We start from the raw sequence: 18563 nt of genomic DNA, 5'->3' as shown, positions 1-18563 counted from the left end.
TTAAATCAAATGCTTTTTATGATAAGCAATCATATTGTCTATGGGTCTTTGTATAGAACCCGCAAAATTTAAATTGTATTTGTTGGCTACTTTATCTACAATATGAGAAAAGTAGTAGGCAACCGAACCTATAAAATAAACAGGGGTTTCTTTTCCTTTACCATAAGGTAAAACTCTATATCTAAAAAACTCATCAACTCCATCCTCTATTAAAGTAGTCATGTATTCATGATCCTTAAACTCAAACATAAAAGCAGCATGTGTTGCTAAATAGGTATTAGGAGCATCTCCTTTGTACAAATTACTTTTAATAAAGTCGTCTTCTAAATTATAATCCTTTTCAAACTTAGCGCGAATCTCTTCAGGCATTATTTTATAGTAATAATCTCTTATTAACTTTTTACCAAAATAATTACCACTAGCTTCGTCCATAATTGCCCATCCTAAAGAAACAGCACTCGATTTTGCCTCTTTCCCATCAAAATAACAGCTATTAGAACCAGTTCCAAGAATACACACAATTGCTGGTTCTGCTTCAGAAGCAGCATACACCGCTCCTAGCATATCTTCTGCAACAAGTACATTCGCATTCACAAAAATTTCTTGAAATACCTTTTCTAAAGCAGCAATAGCCTTATCAGTTCCACATCCAGCTCCATAAAAGAATACATGTGTTACTTCTTCTCTTGCTTCTTCTAAGTTTATATTATCTAAAACTCTTTGTTTTAAAATATCTTCATCAACAATCGCTGGATTTAAACCTTCAGTTCTTGTTTTAAATTTATCTGTTTTATCCGAATTTAGGGCAAACCAGTCTACCTTAGTAGAACCTCCATCGGCAATTAATATCATAATTAGTTAGTTTTTAGTTATACATACTGGTTGGGTAAATATACAAAGTATGGTATAAAAAAAAGCTGTTTTGGCGAACCAAAACAGCTTAATTTATATTAAGAAATTGGGAAAATTATTTTCCTTCTTCCATTTTCTTCTTTAAGTCAGCTAAACCAGCAATGTCTCCAAATGTAGACTTGCTATCTGCACTAGCTTCAGCTTTTTTAGCTTGAGCTTTTACATTCTTAGCTTCAGAATCTTTAAAAGTAGCAGTGTGAGAAGCTACAATTCTTCTAAATTCTTTAGAGAACTCGATTACTTTGAATACTGCAGTTTCTCCTTTGTTTAATTTAGAACCATCTTCTTTCTCTAATAAACGAGAAGGAATAAATGCCTCAACACCTTCTTCTAAATCAACAACAGCTCCTTTATCGTTTTTATCTTTGATAGTAGCCTCGTGATCTGTATTTAAAGCGTACTTAGCTTCGTAAGCATCCCAAGGGTTAGTTTGAGTTTGCTTGTGTCCTAAGTTTAATTTTCTGTTTTCAGTATCTAATTCTAATACTTGAACATCTAATTTATCACCTACAGCAACAAAGTCTGATGGGTGCTTAATTTTCTTAGTCCAAGATAAGTCAGAAATGTAAACTAATCCATCAATTCCTTCTTCTAATTCTACGAATACACCAAAGTTAGTGTAGTTACGTACAACTCCATTGTGAGTAGAACCGATAGGGTATTTAGTAGTAATATCTGCCCATGGATCTGGGTGTAATTGCTTGATACCTAATGACATCTTACGCTCTTCTCTATCTAAAGTTAAAACTTGTGCTTCAACCTCATCTCCAATCTTAACAAAATCTTGTGCAGATCTTAAGTGAGTAGACCAAGACATTTCAGAAACGTGAATCAATCCTTCAACTCCTTCAGCAACTTCGATAAACGCACCGTAGTCAGCTAAAACAACTACTTTACCTTTTACTTTATCTCCAACAGCTAAGTTAGTATCTAAAGCATCCCAAGGGTGTTGAGATAATTGCTTTAATCCTAATTGGATTCTTGTTTTCTTATCGTCAAAATCTAAGATTACAACGTTTAATTTTTGATCTAATTCTAATACCTCAGATGGGTGGTTAATTCTAGACCAAGATAAGTCAGTAATGTGGATTAATCCATCAACACCTCCTAAATCAACAAATACTCCGTAAGAAGTTACGTTCTTAACAACTCCTTCTAATACTTGTCCTTTCTCTAATCCAGAGATAATTTCTTTCTTCTGAACTTCGATATCAGCTTCGATTAACGCTTTGTGAGATACTACAACGTTCTTAAATTCGTGGTTGATCTTAACAACTTTGAATTCCATTGTTTTATCTACGTACTGATCGTAATCTCTAATTGGCTTAACGTCAATTTGAGATCCTGGTAAGAATGCTTCAATTCCGAATACATCTACAATCATACCTCCTCTAGTTCTACACTTAACGTATCCGTTAACCACTTCACCAGATTCTTGAGCAGCGATAACTCTATCCCAAGCTTTAATTACTCTTGCTTTCTTGTGAGATAATACTAACTGTCCAGTACTATCTTCTCTTCTGTCAACTAATACCTCTACTTTATCCTCAACAGCTAAGTTAGGGTTGTAACGGAATTCGTTTAAAGAAATAACTCCTTCAGATTTAGAGTTAATGTCGATAATTGCATCACGGTCAGTAATACGTACCACAGTTCCTTCAATAACATCACGCTCATTTACGAAACCTACAGTTCCTTCTAAAGCTGCATCGAACTCTTTTAATTTGTTCTCATCAACTTCATCAATACCTTGCTCGTACTTGTGCCAGTTAAAGTTTTCTAAAAATTCTTGTGGATTTACCTCTACAACTTCTGGAGTTGTTTGTACTGCTTCTTGCTCAGTAGCTTCAGCAGCTTGTTTATTTTCTTCAGACATCTGTCGAAAATTTATTTGTATTTAGTTGATAATTAGTTTTTAAGGCGAGTAACAACAACTAAAGATGTTATAAATAATAATTTTTCAATTCCTTTCTAAAACCCAGCTCGCAAAAAGGACTGCAAATATACAAAATATTTCCAGAGCTAACCTATAAGATTTTCAGTTTTTTAACACCCTATTTACAATTAACTTAAGTTATTTTCATAATTTTCGCGCAACCAAATCAGTCCTAATACATCTTTAAAACATAATTAATATTTAATCTAAATTGAAATGAAAAAAAAGCTGTTTCTCTTGTTACTAATAACAAGTATACAAGCCTATTCTCAATCCTATGTAAATGAGAATCCTAAAATTGACTCTAAAAACGAAATTAGAACACTATTAATCGCTAATACTGGAGGTCCTCACTTTTCTATTGAATACGAAAGAATGATCAATTCATCTGTTGGGGTTGGACTTTTTGCTAAAAGGAATACCCTCAATATCAACCCTAATGAATCCTACGAGTTAGAAGATTTTGGATTTGGAATAAAAACTAGGTTTTATCTAAATGAATATAGAACTTCTAGCTTCTTTGAAAACTTAGGTGTTTATAACGTTGCTAAAAGATTACATGCAGAATTTTTTGTTGAATACGTTTCTTCTGAAAGATATGAAACCCAAAGAAATACGATAACATATAATGTGTACGTAATTGAGAGAGTGAAACTAAAAAACAATGCTGTCTCAATAAATTTGGGTATTGGTAAAAAATTCCTTTTTAATAAAAGATTGAATTTTCAATTTAATATAGGACTGAGCAAATATCTACCAAAGCAAAGGGACTTAGATTTTGGTGGTTATCTTAACACAGGACTTGGATATCAATTTTAAAAAATACTATTATGAAAAAAATAATAACAATACTATTAGTAACACTCTTTAGTTGTACAGACGATAATAATTCTTTTGCTCCCGAACAAGGAACAGACTTTACAAAAGACATTAGTGACGAAAGCAATTTCTTATTGAGCACACCAACGGAATTAAAACTAATAGACAAAGAATTTGAAAACAATACTATTAACTATAGCCTTGGTGACACCTTAAAACTAGCATTAAAATTTAATAGTGTTTACCAAGAAACTGAAACGGACTTTTATGACATCTATAAAAGTACAGGAGCAGAAAACTTTATGTATAGTATTCATTTTTTTGATTACAACCTACAAAAAATAATCGACCTTAAACTTCTTGAAAAATATCCAGAAATTATAAGTAACAAATTAACTGACATCGAAATTCAGACATCTCCTAAATACAAAAATCTATTTTTAAGAAATGAAGAATTAAAAGTTACATATAATGAAGAAACACGAGAATATGAGAGTTCTATTGGTATTGTACTTACCAAAGCAACTATTGTAGAAACAAAAAATATTCAAATAGCATCTCACCTTGTTAATGCTACGAATCCTAAAAATATTACTATCAATATTCCTGTAGTTTCAATTTTAGATGACCACTCAAAAGAAATCATCATTAACAACTAATCCGTAGTTTTTAATGTAAACTTCTTTATCTGGAAAATAACACCTCCCAAAGAAATAATAGCGGTTAAAAAAGTAAACAACAGACCTATTGCAACAGATACATCCTTGTCATATTGCAGTAGGTCTGCTGCTTGATAAAATATAAACTCCCTTACTCCTATTCCCGCAAAGGACACAATAGACAGTACAACAGATACTAGAAATACCAATAAATAAGATAGCATGTCTTGTACTACGTCAAAATTTGCTACCAAACAAGCTATAGAAGCCAACTGTAATATTTGAACTACCAAAGAATAAGCTAATGTTTTAAAAAATACTCCTTTAAAAGCACTAAACAGCTTTTGCACAAAAACAAAAGACAACATTGGCACCAATACAAAAATTAAAACACCTAAAGCATACAGCACTACGTTAGAGTTTACCCAACCTATGTTTTGCACAAAAGGAATAATTAAAACCACCAACAACATTCCAATAGCTGTTAATCCAGAAAAACGATCTACAAAAGCAGCAGCAGATAGTTTTTTTACTTTCCAATTAAACTCCTTATTCAATACAAAAATCTTATAGGCATCTCCTCCTATTCCTCCTGGAATAAAAAAGTTATAAAACATCCCTATTAAATACAATATATGATTGCTCTTGTGCGATAGCTTATAATCCAATGCATGAAAAAAAACATTCAATCGATAAGAAGACACCAACTGAGACAACAATAAGAAAACACCACTTAAAACCAACAAAACTACATTGCTCTCTTTAATATTTTTAAATACTTCTAAGAAATCAATTTTAGTTGCTACAAAGTAAAATAGGAGTACACTGACTCCTATTTTTAATATCGTTATTGCTGTTTTTTTAAGCTTCTTTGTTTCCAAACGTTGATACTTTTCTTAAGTTATACGGACGTTTCTTTTGAGATTCGTAGTACGTTTTCATTAATAAATCTATAATGATCCCTACTGTAAAGAATTGAATTCCCATTACTACCATTAAAACACCTAATATTAATAAAGGTCTCCCCCAAATATCTTCTCCCATTAATTTTAACACCAATAGGTACATATTTATTACCATACCAATACCTGCAAAAACTAACCCTATGTTTCCGAATAAATAAATTGGCTTTTGTAAATATTTACGTTGGAATAAAATCAATAATAGGTCGTTTATTACTTTAAACGTTCTTCCCAAACCGTATTTAGAAACTCCAAACTGACGTGCATGGTGCTTTACAGGCATTTCAGAAATCCTAGCTCCATTCATAAATGTTACCAAAGAAATAAAACGGTGCATTTCTCCATATAAATTTAATCCTTTTGCTGTTTCAGCAGTAAAGATTTTAATGGCACATCCGTGATCTGTAATATGTAAGCCTGTTGTTTTTCTAATAATAAAATTCGCAATTTTAGAAGGTAAGGTTCTAACAAAACTGTCTTGTCTCTTCTGACGAATTCCAGTAATCATATCTAAATCCTCAGCAATCATTTTATCTAACATTGCAGGTAAATCAGACGGATCGTTTTGTAAATCCCCGTCCATTGTAATTATATAATCACCTTTAGCAACATCTATACCCGCAGCAATTGCAGAACTCTGTCCATAGTTCTTACGCAACTCTACCAGTACTAATTTATCATGATTTAAGTCTTTAATCTCTTTCCTTGTATTATCTGTAGAACAATCATCTATATAAATAATCTCATACTGATACCCAGCTAAACCTTCATCAATCTTTTCAGTTAGCAATGTTACATTCCCTTCTTCGTTAAATACAGGAACAACAATAGATAATAAATTAGTCTTACTCATTTCTTAAATTTTCGGTGTGACAAACTTACTGATAAAACACAGAATACGAACAACAACTACGTAATTTTATAAGGCTTGTAAATTAATTTCTTTTCTTACTTTACTAGTAAATACCTCTTCCCTAACTTTTGTTCTCTTGTTTTAGGATTTAAAAACTTAGGTTTTAACATGGTAATTCTATAATAGTCTAAAGGATATTCTTTGGTGAACTCCACACCTTGCTCCTTAAGCTCTTGATACGCTTGTTCATTTACATAAATCCACTGTCCTGGTTGTAATTTCGTTCCTATTTCTTTAGCAGGAATTGTTTTTAACATCTTTCCTGCATAAAAATTTAACGACCAACACCATTGCTCTTCTTGCAAAAACAAATCTTCTGTAGCCACCTTGTTTTCTTTTATAATTTTAGAAGCAGGTATTCCAGATTGGTACTCTAACAAATTAGGATAAAACTGTGTATTCATTGTAAAATTGATGAGTATCATAAACCCAACACTCGCAACAACCAGTTTTCTAAAAGCTGTTGCTTTTTCTTTTATTAAAAACATCAATAATAATGCAATAATAATCACCAATCCTATAACTACAAACACGTTCTTTAACTCAAATGCCCAAAACGATAAAAGCAGTACAAAAATTGACAAAATAGTAAACAATCCTATTTGAAAATTTGCCCACCTCTTTAACATTTTTTCTTTCCCTGCCTCTTCTAACTGATATAGGTAACTAACAATTAGAACAGCCATTAAAGGAAATAAACTATTTAGGTAATGCGGCAGTTTAAATTTAGAAGTACTAATTACCAACAGCACCAATAAAACACCTAAAGAGCTCATCAACTCAAAAGAGTGCAAGGTTTTAAACTTTTGCTGAATCGCTTTTTTAATATTTTTAAACAAACCTGCATAAAACAGCATTGGCCAAGGTAAAAAAGCCCAAAGAATGGTATGAAAAAAGAAAAGGTAATCCGGACTTGTTGCTTTTCGTCCAGTAGCATTCAACCTATTAAAGCTCTGGTCCCATAAAATAAATTTTACTCCAGAAATATTTGTTTGTCCTTTTATTACTTTCTCCGGATGCAAATCGAACTGAAGGTAATAAGCGTATATAATAGGTGCTATAAACACCGCATAAGCCCCTACTCCCAATAACAACTTCCAAGAAAAAACATACTTCCACTTGCTGGCAAATACTACGTGAACTAACATAATTACTCCACATACAAAAACAGCTAATTGCCCTTTGGTTCCAAAACCTATAGCAACTCCTAAAAAGCCTAACAACACATTTTTAATGGCCCCTGTATCTAAATACTTTACAAAATTGTAAATGGCTAAAATTGTTGCCCCAGTTAATACTGCATCTGTTCTAACATCGTGATTTGCTAAAATTACCGCCTGCACCGATAAAAAAACAAGGGAAGCAATGTGGTTTACTTTTTTTCCATAAAAATTGATGGCTAATTTATTACTGCAAATTGCCCCCATTAGAGTAAATAACAATGCTGGTATTCTATATGCCCAGTGGTGAATTCCAAATATCTTAAAAGACAAAGCAGCCAACCAAAAATGCACATGAGGCTTATCTAAATAATCATTAGCTCCTTTGTAAATATTCCAAAAATCATTTTCTACATACATACGCATTGCCATGGTCGCATGTTGCGCAGAGTCGTTTTCCATAACAGGAATAAACAAACCACATATGTATACCAAGCATAAAAACCCGTATAGAATATAAATATCTCTTTTTGTTAACACCATCATCTTGGGATTTATTGAGCTCCTTTTTGGTACACTCGTGTTGTATGATTTTCGAACAAACTTTTTTGAGCTAAAATCTCCTCGTAGATTTTTAACTTCTCTAGCTCTTCTTTTTTCCTAAGCTTGGTCATTACGACTCCATGGGGATATTTATCAAAAAACGCTTCTAGCTCTTCTATCGTTTCTGCTATCTCATAAGTTCTATCAAAATTAATTGGAAAAGCCGCATCAAATCTTTTATAAACAATTACAGGTCTCTCAGCCCCTATCACCTCTCTATATTTTTCTACAGGAGTCCCTAGCGTTAAAATAGGAAAAGCCAATCCAAACAACACAATACTTAATAATGTAAACGTTATTACTAAAATCTTAAAACTTTCTTTTACTTTTTGCTTTAAAAACTTTCTATACGCAATAACCACTCCTACCGGTACAAAGGCTATTAAAAAACCAACCCAGCCCTTATTGCCTAATTGCTTTTCTAAAGACACTCCAATATAACCTGCAATTGGCAACGCAATAGATATTACCAGTAAAAACATCCATTCAACAGACTTTAGTTTAAAAGCTCCTTGCTGTACTTTTGGCATTAATTTTTCTTTAAAATACCACCCTAATAAAACCGCTATAAAAGGATAACAAGGCATTGTATAATTGGGCAACTTGGTAGATGATATGGCAAAAAAGCTGATGAAAATAAACACCGCTAAACCTCCATAAAAGATAAACGCATTTTCCTTTTTTTGTTTTAACGATTGAAACAAAGCTCTAAACAACCAAAACGAAAAAGGGAACATACCCAACACCACAAAACCAATGGTAATTAAAAAGATTCCTCCATGACCTTCCATTTTATTACTAAAGCGATTGATATTGTGTTTAAAGAAAAAACCTTCTGTAAACACCCCTTCTGTAGCTTGATGCGCAAAGTAAAACCATGGAGTAGCAATTAACAAAGCCAATACAATTCCGGGAATAAACTTAAACTCTAAAATAGTTTTAATAGAAAGCTCTTTTGTAAGTAACAAGTGAACAAAAGCAATTAAACAAGGCAACACCAAGGCTACAGGTCCTTTGGTTAACATTCCAAAACCAACGGCCAAGTACAAAACCCAAAGCACTTTTTTTTCTCTTTTAACAAAAAAGTCCACATAGGAGAAAAACGTTAAACTTACCCAAAAAATTAAATAAGGGTCTGGCACTGCTAAATGGAACTCTTGTACAAAATAAAAAGAGGCAAATAGAATCCAAAATGTAATTTTAGCAACCTCCTGCCCTAAATGTCTTTTCGTAAAAATATAAGTCGACAATACTGTAAACCCACCAAAAACAGCAGAAAAGAAACGTGCACCAAAAGCATTTACTCCAAACAACTTATACCCCAACATCATAAAGAAATAATGAAATGGTGGTTTGTCTGTTCTTACAATATCGTTAAATGTGGGTTTAAAAACGTTTCCATACACCAACATCTCTCTGGCTGCTTCGCTATTTTTAGCTTCGTCTAAAATGTAAATTATAGAACTTCCTATTCCAAATCCACACAATAGAAAAGCAATTAAAAACACCCATAGGTATGCGTACTTAGAATTAAAAAAATTCATATTCGAATGTATCTTATGATTACTTTTTTGTAAAAACTCGTTTGTTGTACCAATCCTTCTCTGTTCTAAACACTAAAAAGTATGCAATAGCCGTAGCTACTGTTCCTACAAAAGCACCCGTAAACACATCTACAAAGAAATGTTGCACCAAGTACATTCTAGACATTCCAACAAACGCTGCAAAAATAGCTAAAAAGAAAGCAATGTATTTTTTATTGAATTTTAAAGCAAAGAACGTTGCCATGCAAAAAGAATAAGCTGTATGTCCCGATGGGAACGACCTTCTTTTATTTATTTTTACTCCCTCTACCAAATCTACTTGATCTAAAATACCCTGAGCCTCGAAAAACAAATAAGGTCTTGGTTCGTGACTAAAAAACACATTCTTACAAACAATAATTACCAACGACTCTAACAGAAAAGCCAACACAAAGAAGTACAAAAACTTTAACTCATATTTCCAAAGTACAATTGCTAAAAAGAAAAAGATACTCAACGCATTCCCAATACTACTTAATTTAGTAAACACAAAATCTAAAGCAGGAGAATGCATTCTATTTAGCAACAATACCACCTCGCCTTTAGGGTATTGAAAAAAGTAAATAGCAAGTAACCAAAGCACCAAAAAAGGGATTAAGTTACTATATCTTGTAAAAAAAGTCTGATTTTTCATAGAGCTAAAATAGATTTCTCCCTAGAGACTCACAATACTTTTATTTTAAAATATTCTTAAGCTACTGCGCGTTTTCTATCCCTTGTTGCAACCACGTTAAATATGCTTTCGCATTGGGTGTATATCCCACAGGGCTAGATACATCCTCTCCTTCTGAGGTTAAAACAGCATAATAAGGTTGTGCATTCGTTTTATATCTTATTTCCTGAAAGTGTGCCCACTTTTGTCCTTTATAACGATATGGTTTCCCTGTTAATGGAGAAACTTCTGTTTTGTCAAACGATGTTCTTTCATCTACGTACAAAGAAATTAACACCACTTTGTTTTGTAAAATATTTAAAATTTCTGGTTCTACCCATACATTCTGCTCCATTTTCCTACAGTTAACACAAGCTCTACCTGTAAAATCTAGCAAAACAGGTTTGTTTACTTTTTGCGCATAAGCTAAACCTTTATCGTAATCGTTAAAGCTTAAAATATTATACGGTTGTAAGATATGAGCTCCATCTGGTACATCATTATCATGCAAAGAAGATGTAGCATTTGCTCTCTTTGTAAAACCTGCTATAGACTCACTGTAATCTAAAGGAGGCACAAAAGCACCCACCAATTTAACTGGTGCACCAAATATCCCTGGTATTAGATATAAGGTAAAGACTAAAGCAACGGTAGCAAACATAGTTCTTGTAACTGTTAACTTCTCTACAGGCTGATAATCGTGAGGCAATCTAAAAGTTCCTAATAAATACAATGTTAACAACAAGAAAACACCAACCCAAATAGCAATAAACAATTCACGCTCTAACAAATGTGCTTGTGAGACTAAATCAGCATTTGATAAAAACTTAAAAGCTAGTGCTAATTCTAAGAAACCTAAAGTCACCTTTACCGCATTTAACCAACCTCCTGACTTTGGTAATGAATTTAACAACCCAGGGAAAACGGCAAACAATGTAAAAGGAATTGCAATGGCCGCAGAAAATCCTAACATAGAAATAATAGGTCCTATTCCCCCTTGCGATGCAGACTCTACCAAAGCAGTACCTACTATTGGTCCGGTACAAGAAAAAGACACAACTGCCAAAGCCATGGCCATAAAAAAGATACCAATCAACCCTCCCTTATCGGCTTTTTCATCCAATTTGGTTCCCCATGAACTAGGTAACACCAACTCGTACGCTCCTAAAAATGCAAAAGCAAATACAACTAAAATGACAAAAAAGATAATATTAAAAGTAACACTTGTAGAAAGTTCATTCAGAGCATTGGCTCCAAAAACCGTAACGATTATAGTTCCAAGTAACACATATATAACCACTATAGAAATACCATAGAAAACTGCATTGCTTATTCCTTTTGCTCTACTCCCACTTTGTTTGGTAAAAAAGCTTACCGTCATTGGAATCATAGGAAATACACAGGGAGTTATTAAAGCGGTCAATCCTGCTAGGAAACTTATAATAAATATTCCCCAATAACTTTTAGACTCTTTTTCTTCTGTAATATCCTTTACATCAAAAACCAGATCAGCTTCATTAGGAGGCAAACACATTTCATCATTACAAACCATAAACTCTACAGTAGCCTTTAACTCTTTTGTTTTTGTTTGTAATTGAATTTGTTGTTTAAAGACCGCTGTATTGCCAAAGTATTTTACACGCATCATAAAATTAGGATCGTCTACCTCTATTCCTTCTCCTTCGGTAGTTTTACCAATTAATTTCACAGCATTTGGGTACTTAAATGTGGTAGGTATCGGCCCTCCTTCGTCTACAAACTGACTGTATACATGCCAACCCTCATCAATAGTTGCAGTACTAACCAAAAACACCTCGCCTTCTTCTGTTTGTTCTACAGAGGTAGTCCACGAAACAGGATCAAACAATTGAGCTTTTGCTCCAAACACTACTAAAACCGTAAATACTTTAACTAAAAAAGCCTTTAACCTCATAATCTTTACTATTCTTTGATTTCTTAAGACGTATTATCTTGTTTAAGTTTACAAAACTAATTTAAAACGTCTTTTAGCAACAACTTTATATTACCATATGTATTGGACAGGCAATTTAAAGATTCCACCCTGTTTTTAAAACAAACCTCTGTAATTCCTTCTTCAACCTGAGGAACCAATTCTTGTTTACCCTGCACATGCATTAAAAACCAATAACTTATCTTTAAAACATCTATACCTTTGTGCTTAAAAACATGATAGGTAGTCTCTAACTCTTCATCAATTTCTAAGCCAAATACATTGCACTCCTCCTCTACCTCTCTTATGGCAGAAACCTGCTTAGTCTCACCTTTTTCTATGTGTCCTTTAGGTAAGTCCCATTTATCAAACCTGCGTATCCACAAGATCTCGTTTTCTTCATTTTTTACAACACCCCCAGCCGCACTACGTACTTGAAACTTTTGAGTAAATCTTGACCAGTCATTCGCTAAATTCTCGCAAATAACCTGTATTTTAGCCCCGTGGCTCAGATAGAGTTCATCAATAAAAAATTGTAAATCGAGAGTGGTAAACTTTTCAGTATGAAAGCCTTGTAAAATTGTGTTTTCTTCTGTAAAAACTACTAGATTCTCATTGAAAAAAACTTTATACATTTGCATTATGATTTTTGACAAAGATACAGCAAATAACACCGCAGAACAGCTTTTAAGAATAAAAGCAATTAAGTTACAACCCAACGAGCCTTTTACATGGGCTGCTGGGTGGAAATCTCCTATTTATTGTGATAATAGAATTACACTTTCATACACTACAGTAAGAAACTTCTTAAGAACCAATATGGCCAAAGCTATAGAGGAGAAATATGGTAAACCAGACGTAATAGCTGGTGTTGCTACAGGAGCAATTGCAATTGGTGTTTTGGTAGCACAAGAATTAGGAATTCCTTTTGTATACGTTAGACCAGAACCTAAAAAGCACGGTAGAAAAAACCAAATTGAAGGGCATTTAGAAAAAGGTTCTAATGTAGTTGTGGTAGAAGACTTAATTAGTACAGGTAAAAGTAGCTTGCAAGCAGTAGAAGCTTTAAGAACCGAAGATGTTAACATTAAAGGGATGATGGCTATATTTACATATGGTTTCCCTGTTGCCACTCAAAATTTTGAAGAAGCAAATGTAGATTTAACTACTTTAAGCGACTACAAAACCTTGATAGAGCAAGCAGAAAAAGACAATTATATCACCTCTAAAGAACTAGGGTTGATCCAAACATGGAGAAAAAACCCATCCGAATGGTCTAACGAGGAAGATTAAACAGAACAAAAAAATAGATTAAAACGCCCTGACTTTAACAAATTAGGGTGTTTTAATTTTATAGACCAAACTATACTTAAGACCCATGAAATTAGAAACACCTATTACAACTCTTAAAAAATCGCCCCAAGAAGTTTACGAATATCTTTTAGATCTGAATAACTTCGAAAAAATAATGCCGAGTAATAAAGAGAAATTTGAAGTAGAAGGAGACTCTTTTATCGTTGGCTTGTACGGGGTACCTGACATTAGAATGATTATTAGCGAAAAAGCTCCTTACAGCAAAGTAGTTTTAAGTGCTGCATCTAGTAAAATAGACTTTACTTTAACTATAAACATTGCAGAGGAACAAAACAACTTAGCAACTTCACAACTTTTGTTCGAAGGGAACTTTAATCCGATGGTAGCCATGATGGTTAAAAAGCCATTAACCAATTTTATTAACGACTTAAGTAACAATTTACAAACTATTTAAAGAAAACTAATTTCTTTAATATCAAACTCGTATTGTTTTTCGTCTTCTTTTTCTAAGACAAGCTTGCCAAGATTAGAAACATCTATAATCTTGCCCATAAATACCGTACCTAAAACATCTTTAAACATTGCAGGTGTCTGCAATCTATACAAGTGCTTTAGGTATGACTGTTTTATTTGTTCTTTATTGTTTAAAATATACTCTTTGGTTAGCACAGACTTAAAAGACTCAACAATCTTAAACAACAAATCATCCTTTGCTATTTCTTTTTTGGTAATTGCGATAAGTGAAGTTGCTTTAGGAAGGTTTTCTGGAAATATTATCTGATTCACATTTAAACCAACCCCTACCAAAGAAGAATTAATCTTAGTTCCTTTAACAGTATTCTCTACCAAAACACCTGCTATCTTTTGATGGTATGACAATATGTCGTTAGGCCACTTTATTTTTATTTTGCCTTTTCCATTTACATAGTTATCTAGAACTTCTCGTAGCTTTTCTGCTACCAAAAAATTTAACACAGGAGCAAGACTCATGTCAACCCCCTGCAAATCAACATACAAAGTAAATAACAAATTCTTCTTTGGCTCCGAATGCCATACTGTGTTTCTTTGCCCTCTACCCTGAGTTTGAGCCTCTGCCACCACTACCGTAAAATTTTCTAAGACTTCCTTTTTTGACAAATCCTTCAAAAAACGACTGGTAGAATCGATGGCATTAAGTTTGATTATATTCACTTAATAAATTATAATTATATTCATAGAGTTATCTCTTAAAATTTAGATAACTTTGTTGCAAAGCTAAAGATTTTTTAATGTCGAAGAAACACGTGAGTGCTGATGTACTAATCAGCACAATTTTAAAAGGAATTGACGAAATTAAGGGTGAAGATATTCAACTGTTAGATTTACGTGAAATAGATAATACTATTTGTGATTATTTCGTTATATGTTCTGGAACCTCCAATACACATGTCAAAGCAATTGCTGGATCTGTCCAAAAAATTGTAGGTAAAGAAGCCAAAGAGAAAGCTTTCCACGTAGAGGGAGAAGCAGAAGCTAATTGGATTTTAATGGACTATATTAATGTGGTAGTACATGTTTTCCAAAAACCAACTAGAGAGTTATACGATATAGAAGGTTTATGGGGAGATGCTAAGATTACCCAAATTTCGTAGTTGCAATTATTAAAGCACAAACAAGATTAGAAAATGAAAAACGAAAACAAAAATCAGCAGCAAAAGCCTAACGGTATGAAGTCTAAATTCAACTCATACTGGATTTATGCTGCTATTATTGCGCTTATAATTTCTTTTAATATTTTTGATAGTTCTTCTAGCTCATCGGATATTAGTAAAAATAAATTCCAAGAGTTTTTAAGAAACAATAGTATTGAACAAATTACCATTGTTAATAATGATTTTGCTGAAATCTATTTAACAGAAGAAGCACAAAAAAAATTAACTCCTAAAGATGCGGAGGAAAGTTTACCTTGGTTGCCGTCTAAACCAAAATTAACGTACAACTTTGGTAGCTTAGAAAATTTTGAAAACTACCTTACAAAGAGTACCAAAGAATACGGTTTATCTTTAGATGTAATAAACGAACCTAGAACCAACCTTTTTGATTCATTACTTGGTTTTTTACCATTCATTATTATCCTAGGATTGTGGATATTTTTTATGCGTAGAATGTCTGGTGGCGGTGGTGCTGGTGGCGGTGGTGGTCAAATTTTTAGCATTGGTAAGTCTAAGGCTAAATTATTTGATGAAAACCAAAAAATTAAAATCTCTTTTAAAGACGTTGCTGGTTTAGAAGGTGCTAAAGAAGAGGTACAAGAAATTGTAGACTTCTTAAAAAGCCCTCAAAAATACACCAACTTAGGAGGTAAAATACCTAAAGGAGCCTTACTTGTAGGACCTCCTGGTACAGGTAAAACTTTATTAGCAAAAGCAGTAGCTGGAGAAGCTGGAGTACCGTTCTTCTCTTTATCTGGTTCTGACTTTGTAGAAATGTTTGTTGGGGTTGGTGCTTCTAGAGTACGTGACTTATTTAAGCAAGCTGCTCAAAAATCTCCTTCTATCATATTCATTGACGAGATTGATGCCATTGGTCGTGCACGTGGAAAAAACAACATGACAGGTGGTAACGATGAAAGAGAAAACACCTTGAACCAATTGTTAACAGAAATGGATGGTTTTGGTACCGATACCAATGTAATTGTTATTGCTGCTACCAATCGTGCAGACGTGTTAGACAAAGCCTTAATGCGTGCAGGTAGATTCGACAGACAAATTTATGTTGACTTACCAGATATTAACGAGCGTCAGGCAATATTTAAAGTACACTTAAAGCCATTAAAGTTATCTGATGGTGTAAAGGTTGACTTTTTATCTCAACAAACACCTGGTTTTTCTGGTGCAGATATTGCCAACTTGTGTAACGAAGCTGCATTAATGGCCGCACGTAAAGGAAAACAAGAAATAGAAAATCAAGACTTTTTAGACTCTGTAGATAGAATTGTAGGAGGTTTAGAAAAGAAAAATAAAATTATCTCTAAGTTAGAGAAAGAAACAATTGCTTTTCACGAAGCAGGACACGCTACAGCTAGTTGGTTTTTAAAGTATGCAGATCCTTTGGTTAAAGTAACTATTGTACCTAGAGGACAATCTTTAGGAGCAGCATGGTATTTACCAGAAGAAAGCAGCTTAACCAAAAGACAAAAATTCTTGGACGAAATTTGTGCAACAATGGCTGGTAGAGCTGCAGAGAAAATTATTTTTGATGAGATTTCTAGTGGTGCTTATGGAGATTTACAAATGGTAACTCGTAAAGCAAAAGCAATGGTTAGCGTTTATGGTATGAGTGATAAAGTAGGAAATATTACTTTTTACGATCCACAAACAGACAATGGTTTTACCAAACCATATTCTGAAGCTACTGCTGAATTGATTGACAAAGAAATCAACCAAATTATTGAAGCTCAGTACCAACGTGCTATTGATATTTTAACGGAAAACAAAGAGAATTTAACCAAACTAGCACAAAGGTTGTTAGAAAAAGAAGTTATCTTTAAAGATGACTTGGTGAAAATCTTTGGCGAAAGACCGTTTAAAGAAGAAAGAATAATAGCACCTAGAGTAGAAGAAAAACAAACTGAAGAACAAAGCGATGCTGAAGTAACTCAATAGTTAACGAAGCATCCCTACTATATGAAATGAATTTTTTTAAAAAACTATTTAACATTTCAGAGAATAATGAGTCATCTAAAGAAGAAACAACTCCAGAAAAACAGGAGATTTCATCTTTAGATGATTTGTTTGTACACAACTTTATTGAAAAAGGAGGGAAATTTATTTACTGTGTTTCTCAAGAAGAAGCCCTGATTACGCTTACAGATATTCTAAAAGAAAATCAATGGGAACAACTTTCTTGTTTAAAAGACAATATGCTTAACACCTGTAAACAATTAAATATAAACATTGCTAGTTCTAAACAGGAATTTCCTTTTTTTACAAGCTGCGAACATTTAATTGCAGGATCTGGAAATATTTTGCTTTCCTCTAATCAACTGGGAGAAATGAAGTTGCGTGACTTGAACGAAAACTTTATTGTGATGGCTTACGCGAGTCAGATTGTAAAAAACACTGGCGAAGGCTTAACTGGAATTAAAGCGAACTCTACAGGAAAATTACCAACAAACATTAGTGAAATAAAAAACTACGCTGTAGAAAATACAGACAAAAATTTTATGAATTACGGTTTGTCAAACTCAAAAAACCTTTACCTAATCTTAGTAGAAGACTTATAACTAAAAGACTATGTTACAAAGAGCACTATCGGGAATTGTGTTTATAGCCCTATTAATAGGAGCTATATTATACAGCCCTTTTACCTTTCATATCTTGTTTTTTATATTCTGTTTATTGGCAGTCTATGAATTTCAGAAAATGGCTAAAATTAATTCTCCACTACTCTATGTATTAGCAAGTGTATACTTTCTATTTTCAGAAGGATCGCTCTATTTAGCACAAGGAAAATCTGAGTTTTTTGAATTTTATATTGGAAAATACCAACACAGTGCTCAATACTTTATATTATTTAGCTTTTTCTTAATTAGCTTGTTTTCTAAAGACATTAAAAAACCTTTTAAGTATTTGGGTAAAATTTTTATTACCTATATCTACGCTATTTTACCATTTACTATTATAGCCACCATTCCATACATTAATAGCAACACCCAATACGATGGGCAAGTAATCTTAGGCTGTTTAATTTTAATATGGTCTACAGACACCTTTGCTTATTTAACTGGTAGAGCTATAGGAAAACACAAACTATTTAAACGAATATCTCCTAAAAAAACAATAGAAGGTTCTATAGGTGGAGTTATTATGACCTTGGTAACTGCGTATATTTTATCGCTTTATTTTACACAGCACAGTATGTGGGCTTGGATGGGCTTAAGTATAGTAGTAAGTGTTATGGGAAGTATTGGAGATTTAATAGAATCTATGTTTAAAAGAGCCGTTAAAATTAAAGACTCTGGAAACATTATTCCTGGGCACGGAGGTATACTAGATCGTTTTGATAGTCTTATATTTGCATCACCTTTTATTTATTATTATTTACACTTAATGTATTAA

18 protein-coding genes are annotated in these 18563 nt (G+C 33.0%); 8 read left to right on the top strand and 10 right to left on the bottom strand.

Going from position 1 to position 18563, the window contains the following annotated elements; genetic code table 11:
* Both ACXHHC_RS16755 and rpsA read right to left on the bottom strand, forming a co-directional pair.
* Positions 1-852 (bottom strand): N-acetylglucosamine kinase, encoded by an 852-nt coding sequence (locus ACXHHC_RS16755; protein ID WP_458227514.1) that lies wholly within the window; start codon positions 850-852, stop codon positions 1-3.
* Positions 853-967: 115 nt separating this feature from the next.
* A complete protein-coding gene (gene rpsA, locus ACXHHC_RS16750; RefSeq protein WP_458227513.1) occupies positions 968-2788 on the bottom strand; it encodes a 30S ribosomal protein S1 in 1821 nt (606 codons plus the stop codon).
* Positions 2789-3064: 276 nt separating this feature from the next.
* Here rpsA and ACXHHC_RS16745 point away from each other — a divergent pair, with 276 nt between their 5' ends.
* Both ACXHHC_RS16745 and ACXHHC_RS16740 read left to right on the top strand, forming a co-directional pair.
* Entirely contained in the window at positions 3065-3667 is a 603-nt protein-coding gene (locus ACXHHC_RS16745; protein WP_458227512.1) for a hypothetical protein, read from the top strand.
* An 11-nt stretch (positions 3668-3678) separates the two neighbouring features.
* Complete coding sequence (locus tag ACXHHC_RS16740; RefSeq protein WP_458227511.1) at positions 3679-4326, top strand: hypothetical protein; 648 nt, start codon at positions 3679-3681, stop codon at positions 4324-4326.
* Here the strand turns inward: ACXHHC_RS16740 and ACXHHC_RS16735 are convergent.
* From ACXHHC_RS16735 to ACXHHC_RS16705, 7 genes are all read right to left on the bottom strand, one after another.
* On the bottom strand, positions 4323-5207 hold the full coding sequence (locus ACXHHC_RS16735; protein ID WP_458227510.1) for a lysylphosphatidylglycerol synthase transmembrane domain-containing protein: 885 nt from the start codon (positions 5205-5207) through the stop codon (positions 4323-4325). The genes ACXHHC_RS16740 and ACXHHC_RS16735 overlap by 4 nt on opposite strands.
* The gene (locus ACXHHC_RS16730) at positions 5188-6141 is read right to left on the bottom strand and encodes a glycosyltransferase family 2 protein (RefSeq protein WP_458227509.1); all 954 of its coding nucleotides are present in this window, start codon (positions 6139-6141) and stop codon (positions 5188-5190) included. The genes ACXHHC_RS16735 and ACXHHC_RS16730 overlap by 20 nt, the downstream gene beginning before the upstream one ends.
* A gap of 95 nt (positions 6142-6236) precedes the next feature.
* A complete protein-coding gene (locus ACXHHC_RS16725) occupies positions 6237-7907 on the bottom strand; it encodes an ArnT family glycosyltransferase (RefSeq protein WP_458227508.1) in 1671 nt (556 codons plus the stop codon).
* Positions 7908-7915: 8 nt separating this feature from the next.
* A complete protein-coding gene (locus ACXHHC_RS16720; RefSeq protein ID WP_458227507.1) occupies positions 7916-9508 on the bottom strand; it encodes an ArnT family glycosyltransferase in 1593 nt (530 codons plus the stop codon).
* Between the two features lie 19 nt (positions 9509-9527).
* Entirely contained in the window at positions 9528-10181 is a 654-nt protein-coding gene (locus ACXHHC_RS16715) for a phosphatase PAP2 family protein (RefSeq protein WP_458227506.1), read from the bottom strand.
* Positions 10182-10242: 61 nt separating this feature from the next.
* A complete protein-coding gene (locus ACXHHC_RS16710) occupies positions 10243-12132 on the bottom strand; it encodes a cytochrome c biogenesis protein CcdA (RefSeq protein ID WP_458227505.1) in 1890 nt (629 codons plus the stop codon).
* Positions 12133-12188: 56 nt separating this feature from the next.
* A complete protein-coding gene (locus ACXHHC_RS16705) occupies positions 12189-12785 on the bottom strand; it encodes an NUDIX hydrolase (RefSeq protein WP_458227504.1) in 597 nt (198 codons plus the stop codon).
* 7 nt (positions 12786-12792) lie between these two features.
* Between ACXHHC_RS16705 and pyrE the strand changes: the two genes are divergently transcribed.
* The gene (pyrE, locus tag ACXHHC_RS16700) at positions 12793-13443 is read left to right on the top strand and encodes an orotate phosphoribosyltransferase (protein ID WP_458227503.1); all 651 of its coding nucleotides are present in this window, start codon (positions 12793-12795) and stop codon (positions 13441-13443) included.
* Positions 13444-13528: 85 nt separating this feature from the next.
* On the top strand, positions 13529-13918 hold the full coding sequence (locus tag ACXHHC_RS16695) for an SRPBCC family protein (RefSeq protein WP_458227502.1): 390 nt from the start codon (positions 13529-13531) through the stop codon (positions 13916-13918).
* Here the strand turns inward: ACXHHC_RS16695 and ACXHHC_RS16690 are convergent.
* Positions 13915-14655 (bottom strand): biotin--[acetyl-CoA-carboxylase] ligase, encoded by a 741-nt coding sequence (locus ACXHHC_RS16690; RefSeq protein ID WP_458227501.1) that lies wholly within the window; start codon positions 14653-14655, stop codon positions 13915-13917. The two genes, ACXHHC_RS16695 and ACXHHC_RS16690, sit on opposite strands and share 4 nt — an antisense overlap.
* A gap of 77 nt (positions 14656-14732) precedes the next feature.
* On the opposite strand from ACXHHC_RS16690, the gene rsfS reads away from it, so the two are divergent.
* The 4 genes from rsfS to ACXHHC_RS16670 are packed head-to-tail and all read left to right on the top strand — an operon-like array spanning position 14733 to position 18563.
* Complete coding sequence (rsfS, locus tag ACXHHC_RS16685) at positions 14733-15095, top strand: ribosome silencing factor (RefSeq protein ID WP_458227500.1); 363 nt, start codon at positions 14733-14735, stop codon at positions 15093-15095.
* A gap of 33 nt (positions 15096-15128) precedes the next feature.
* On the top strand, positions 15129-17108 hold the full coding sequence (gene ftsH, locus ACXHHC_RS16680) for an ATP-dependent zinc metalloprotease FtsH (protein WP_458227499.1): 1980 nt from the start codon (positions 15129-15131) through the stop codon (positions 17106-17108).
* 26 nt (positions 17109-17134) lie between these two features.
* A complete protein-coding gene (locus tag ACXHHC_RS16675) occupies positions 17135-17728 on the top strand; it encodes a hypothetical protein (protein ID WP_458227498.1) in 594 nt (197 codons plus the stop codon).
* Between the two features lie 10 nt (positions 17729-17738).
* Positions 17739-18563, top strand: a complete 825-nt coding sequence (locus tag ACXHHC_RS16670) for a phosphatidate cytidylyltransferase (protein ID WP_458227497.1) — start codon at positions 17739-17741, stop codon at positions 18561-18563.

The sequence above is a fragment of the Wenyingzhuangia sp. IMCC45574 genome (assembly GCF_054182685.1).
Note: the sequence above shows the minus strand (reverse complement) of the source record. Positions and strands in the feature narration are given on the sequence as shown.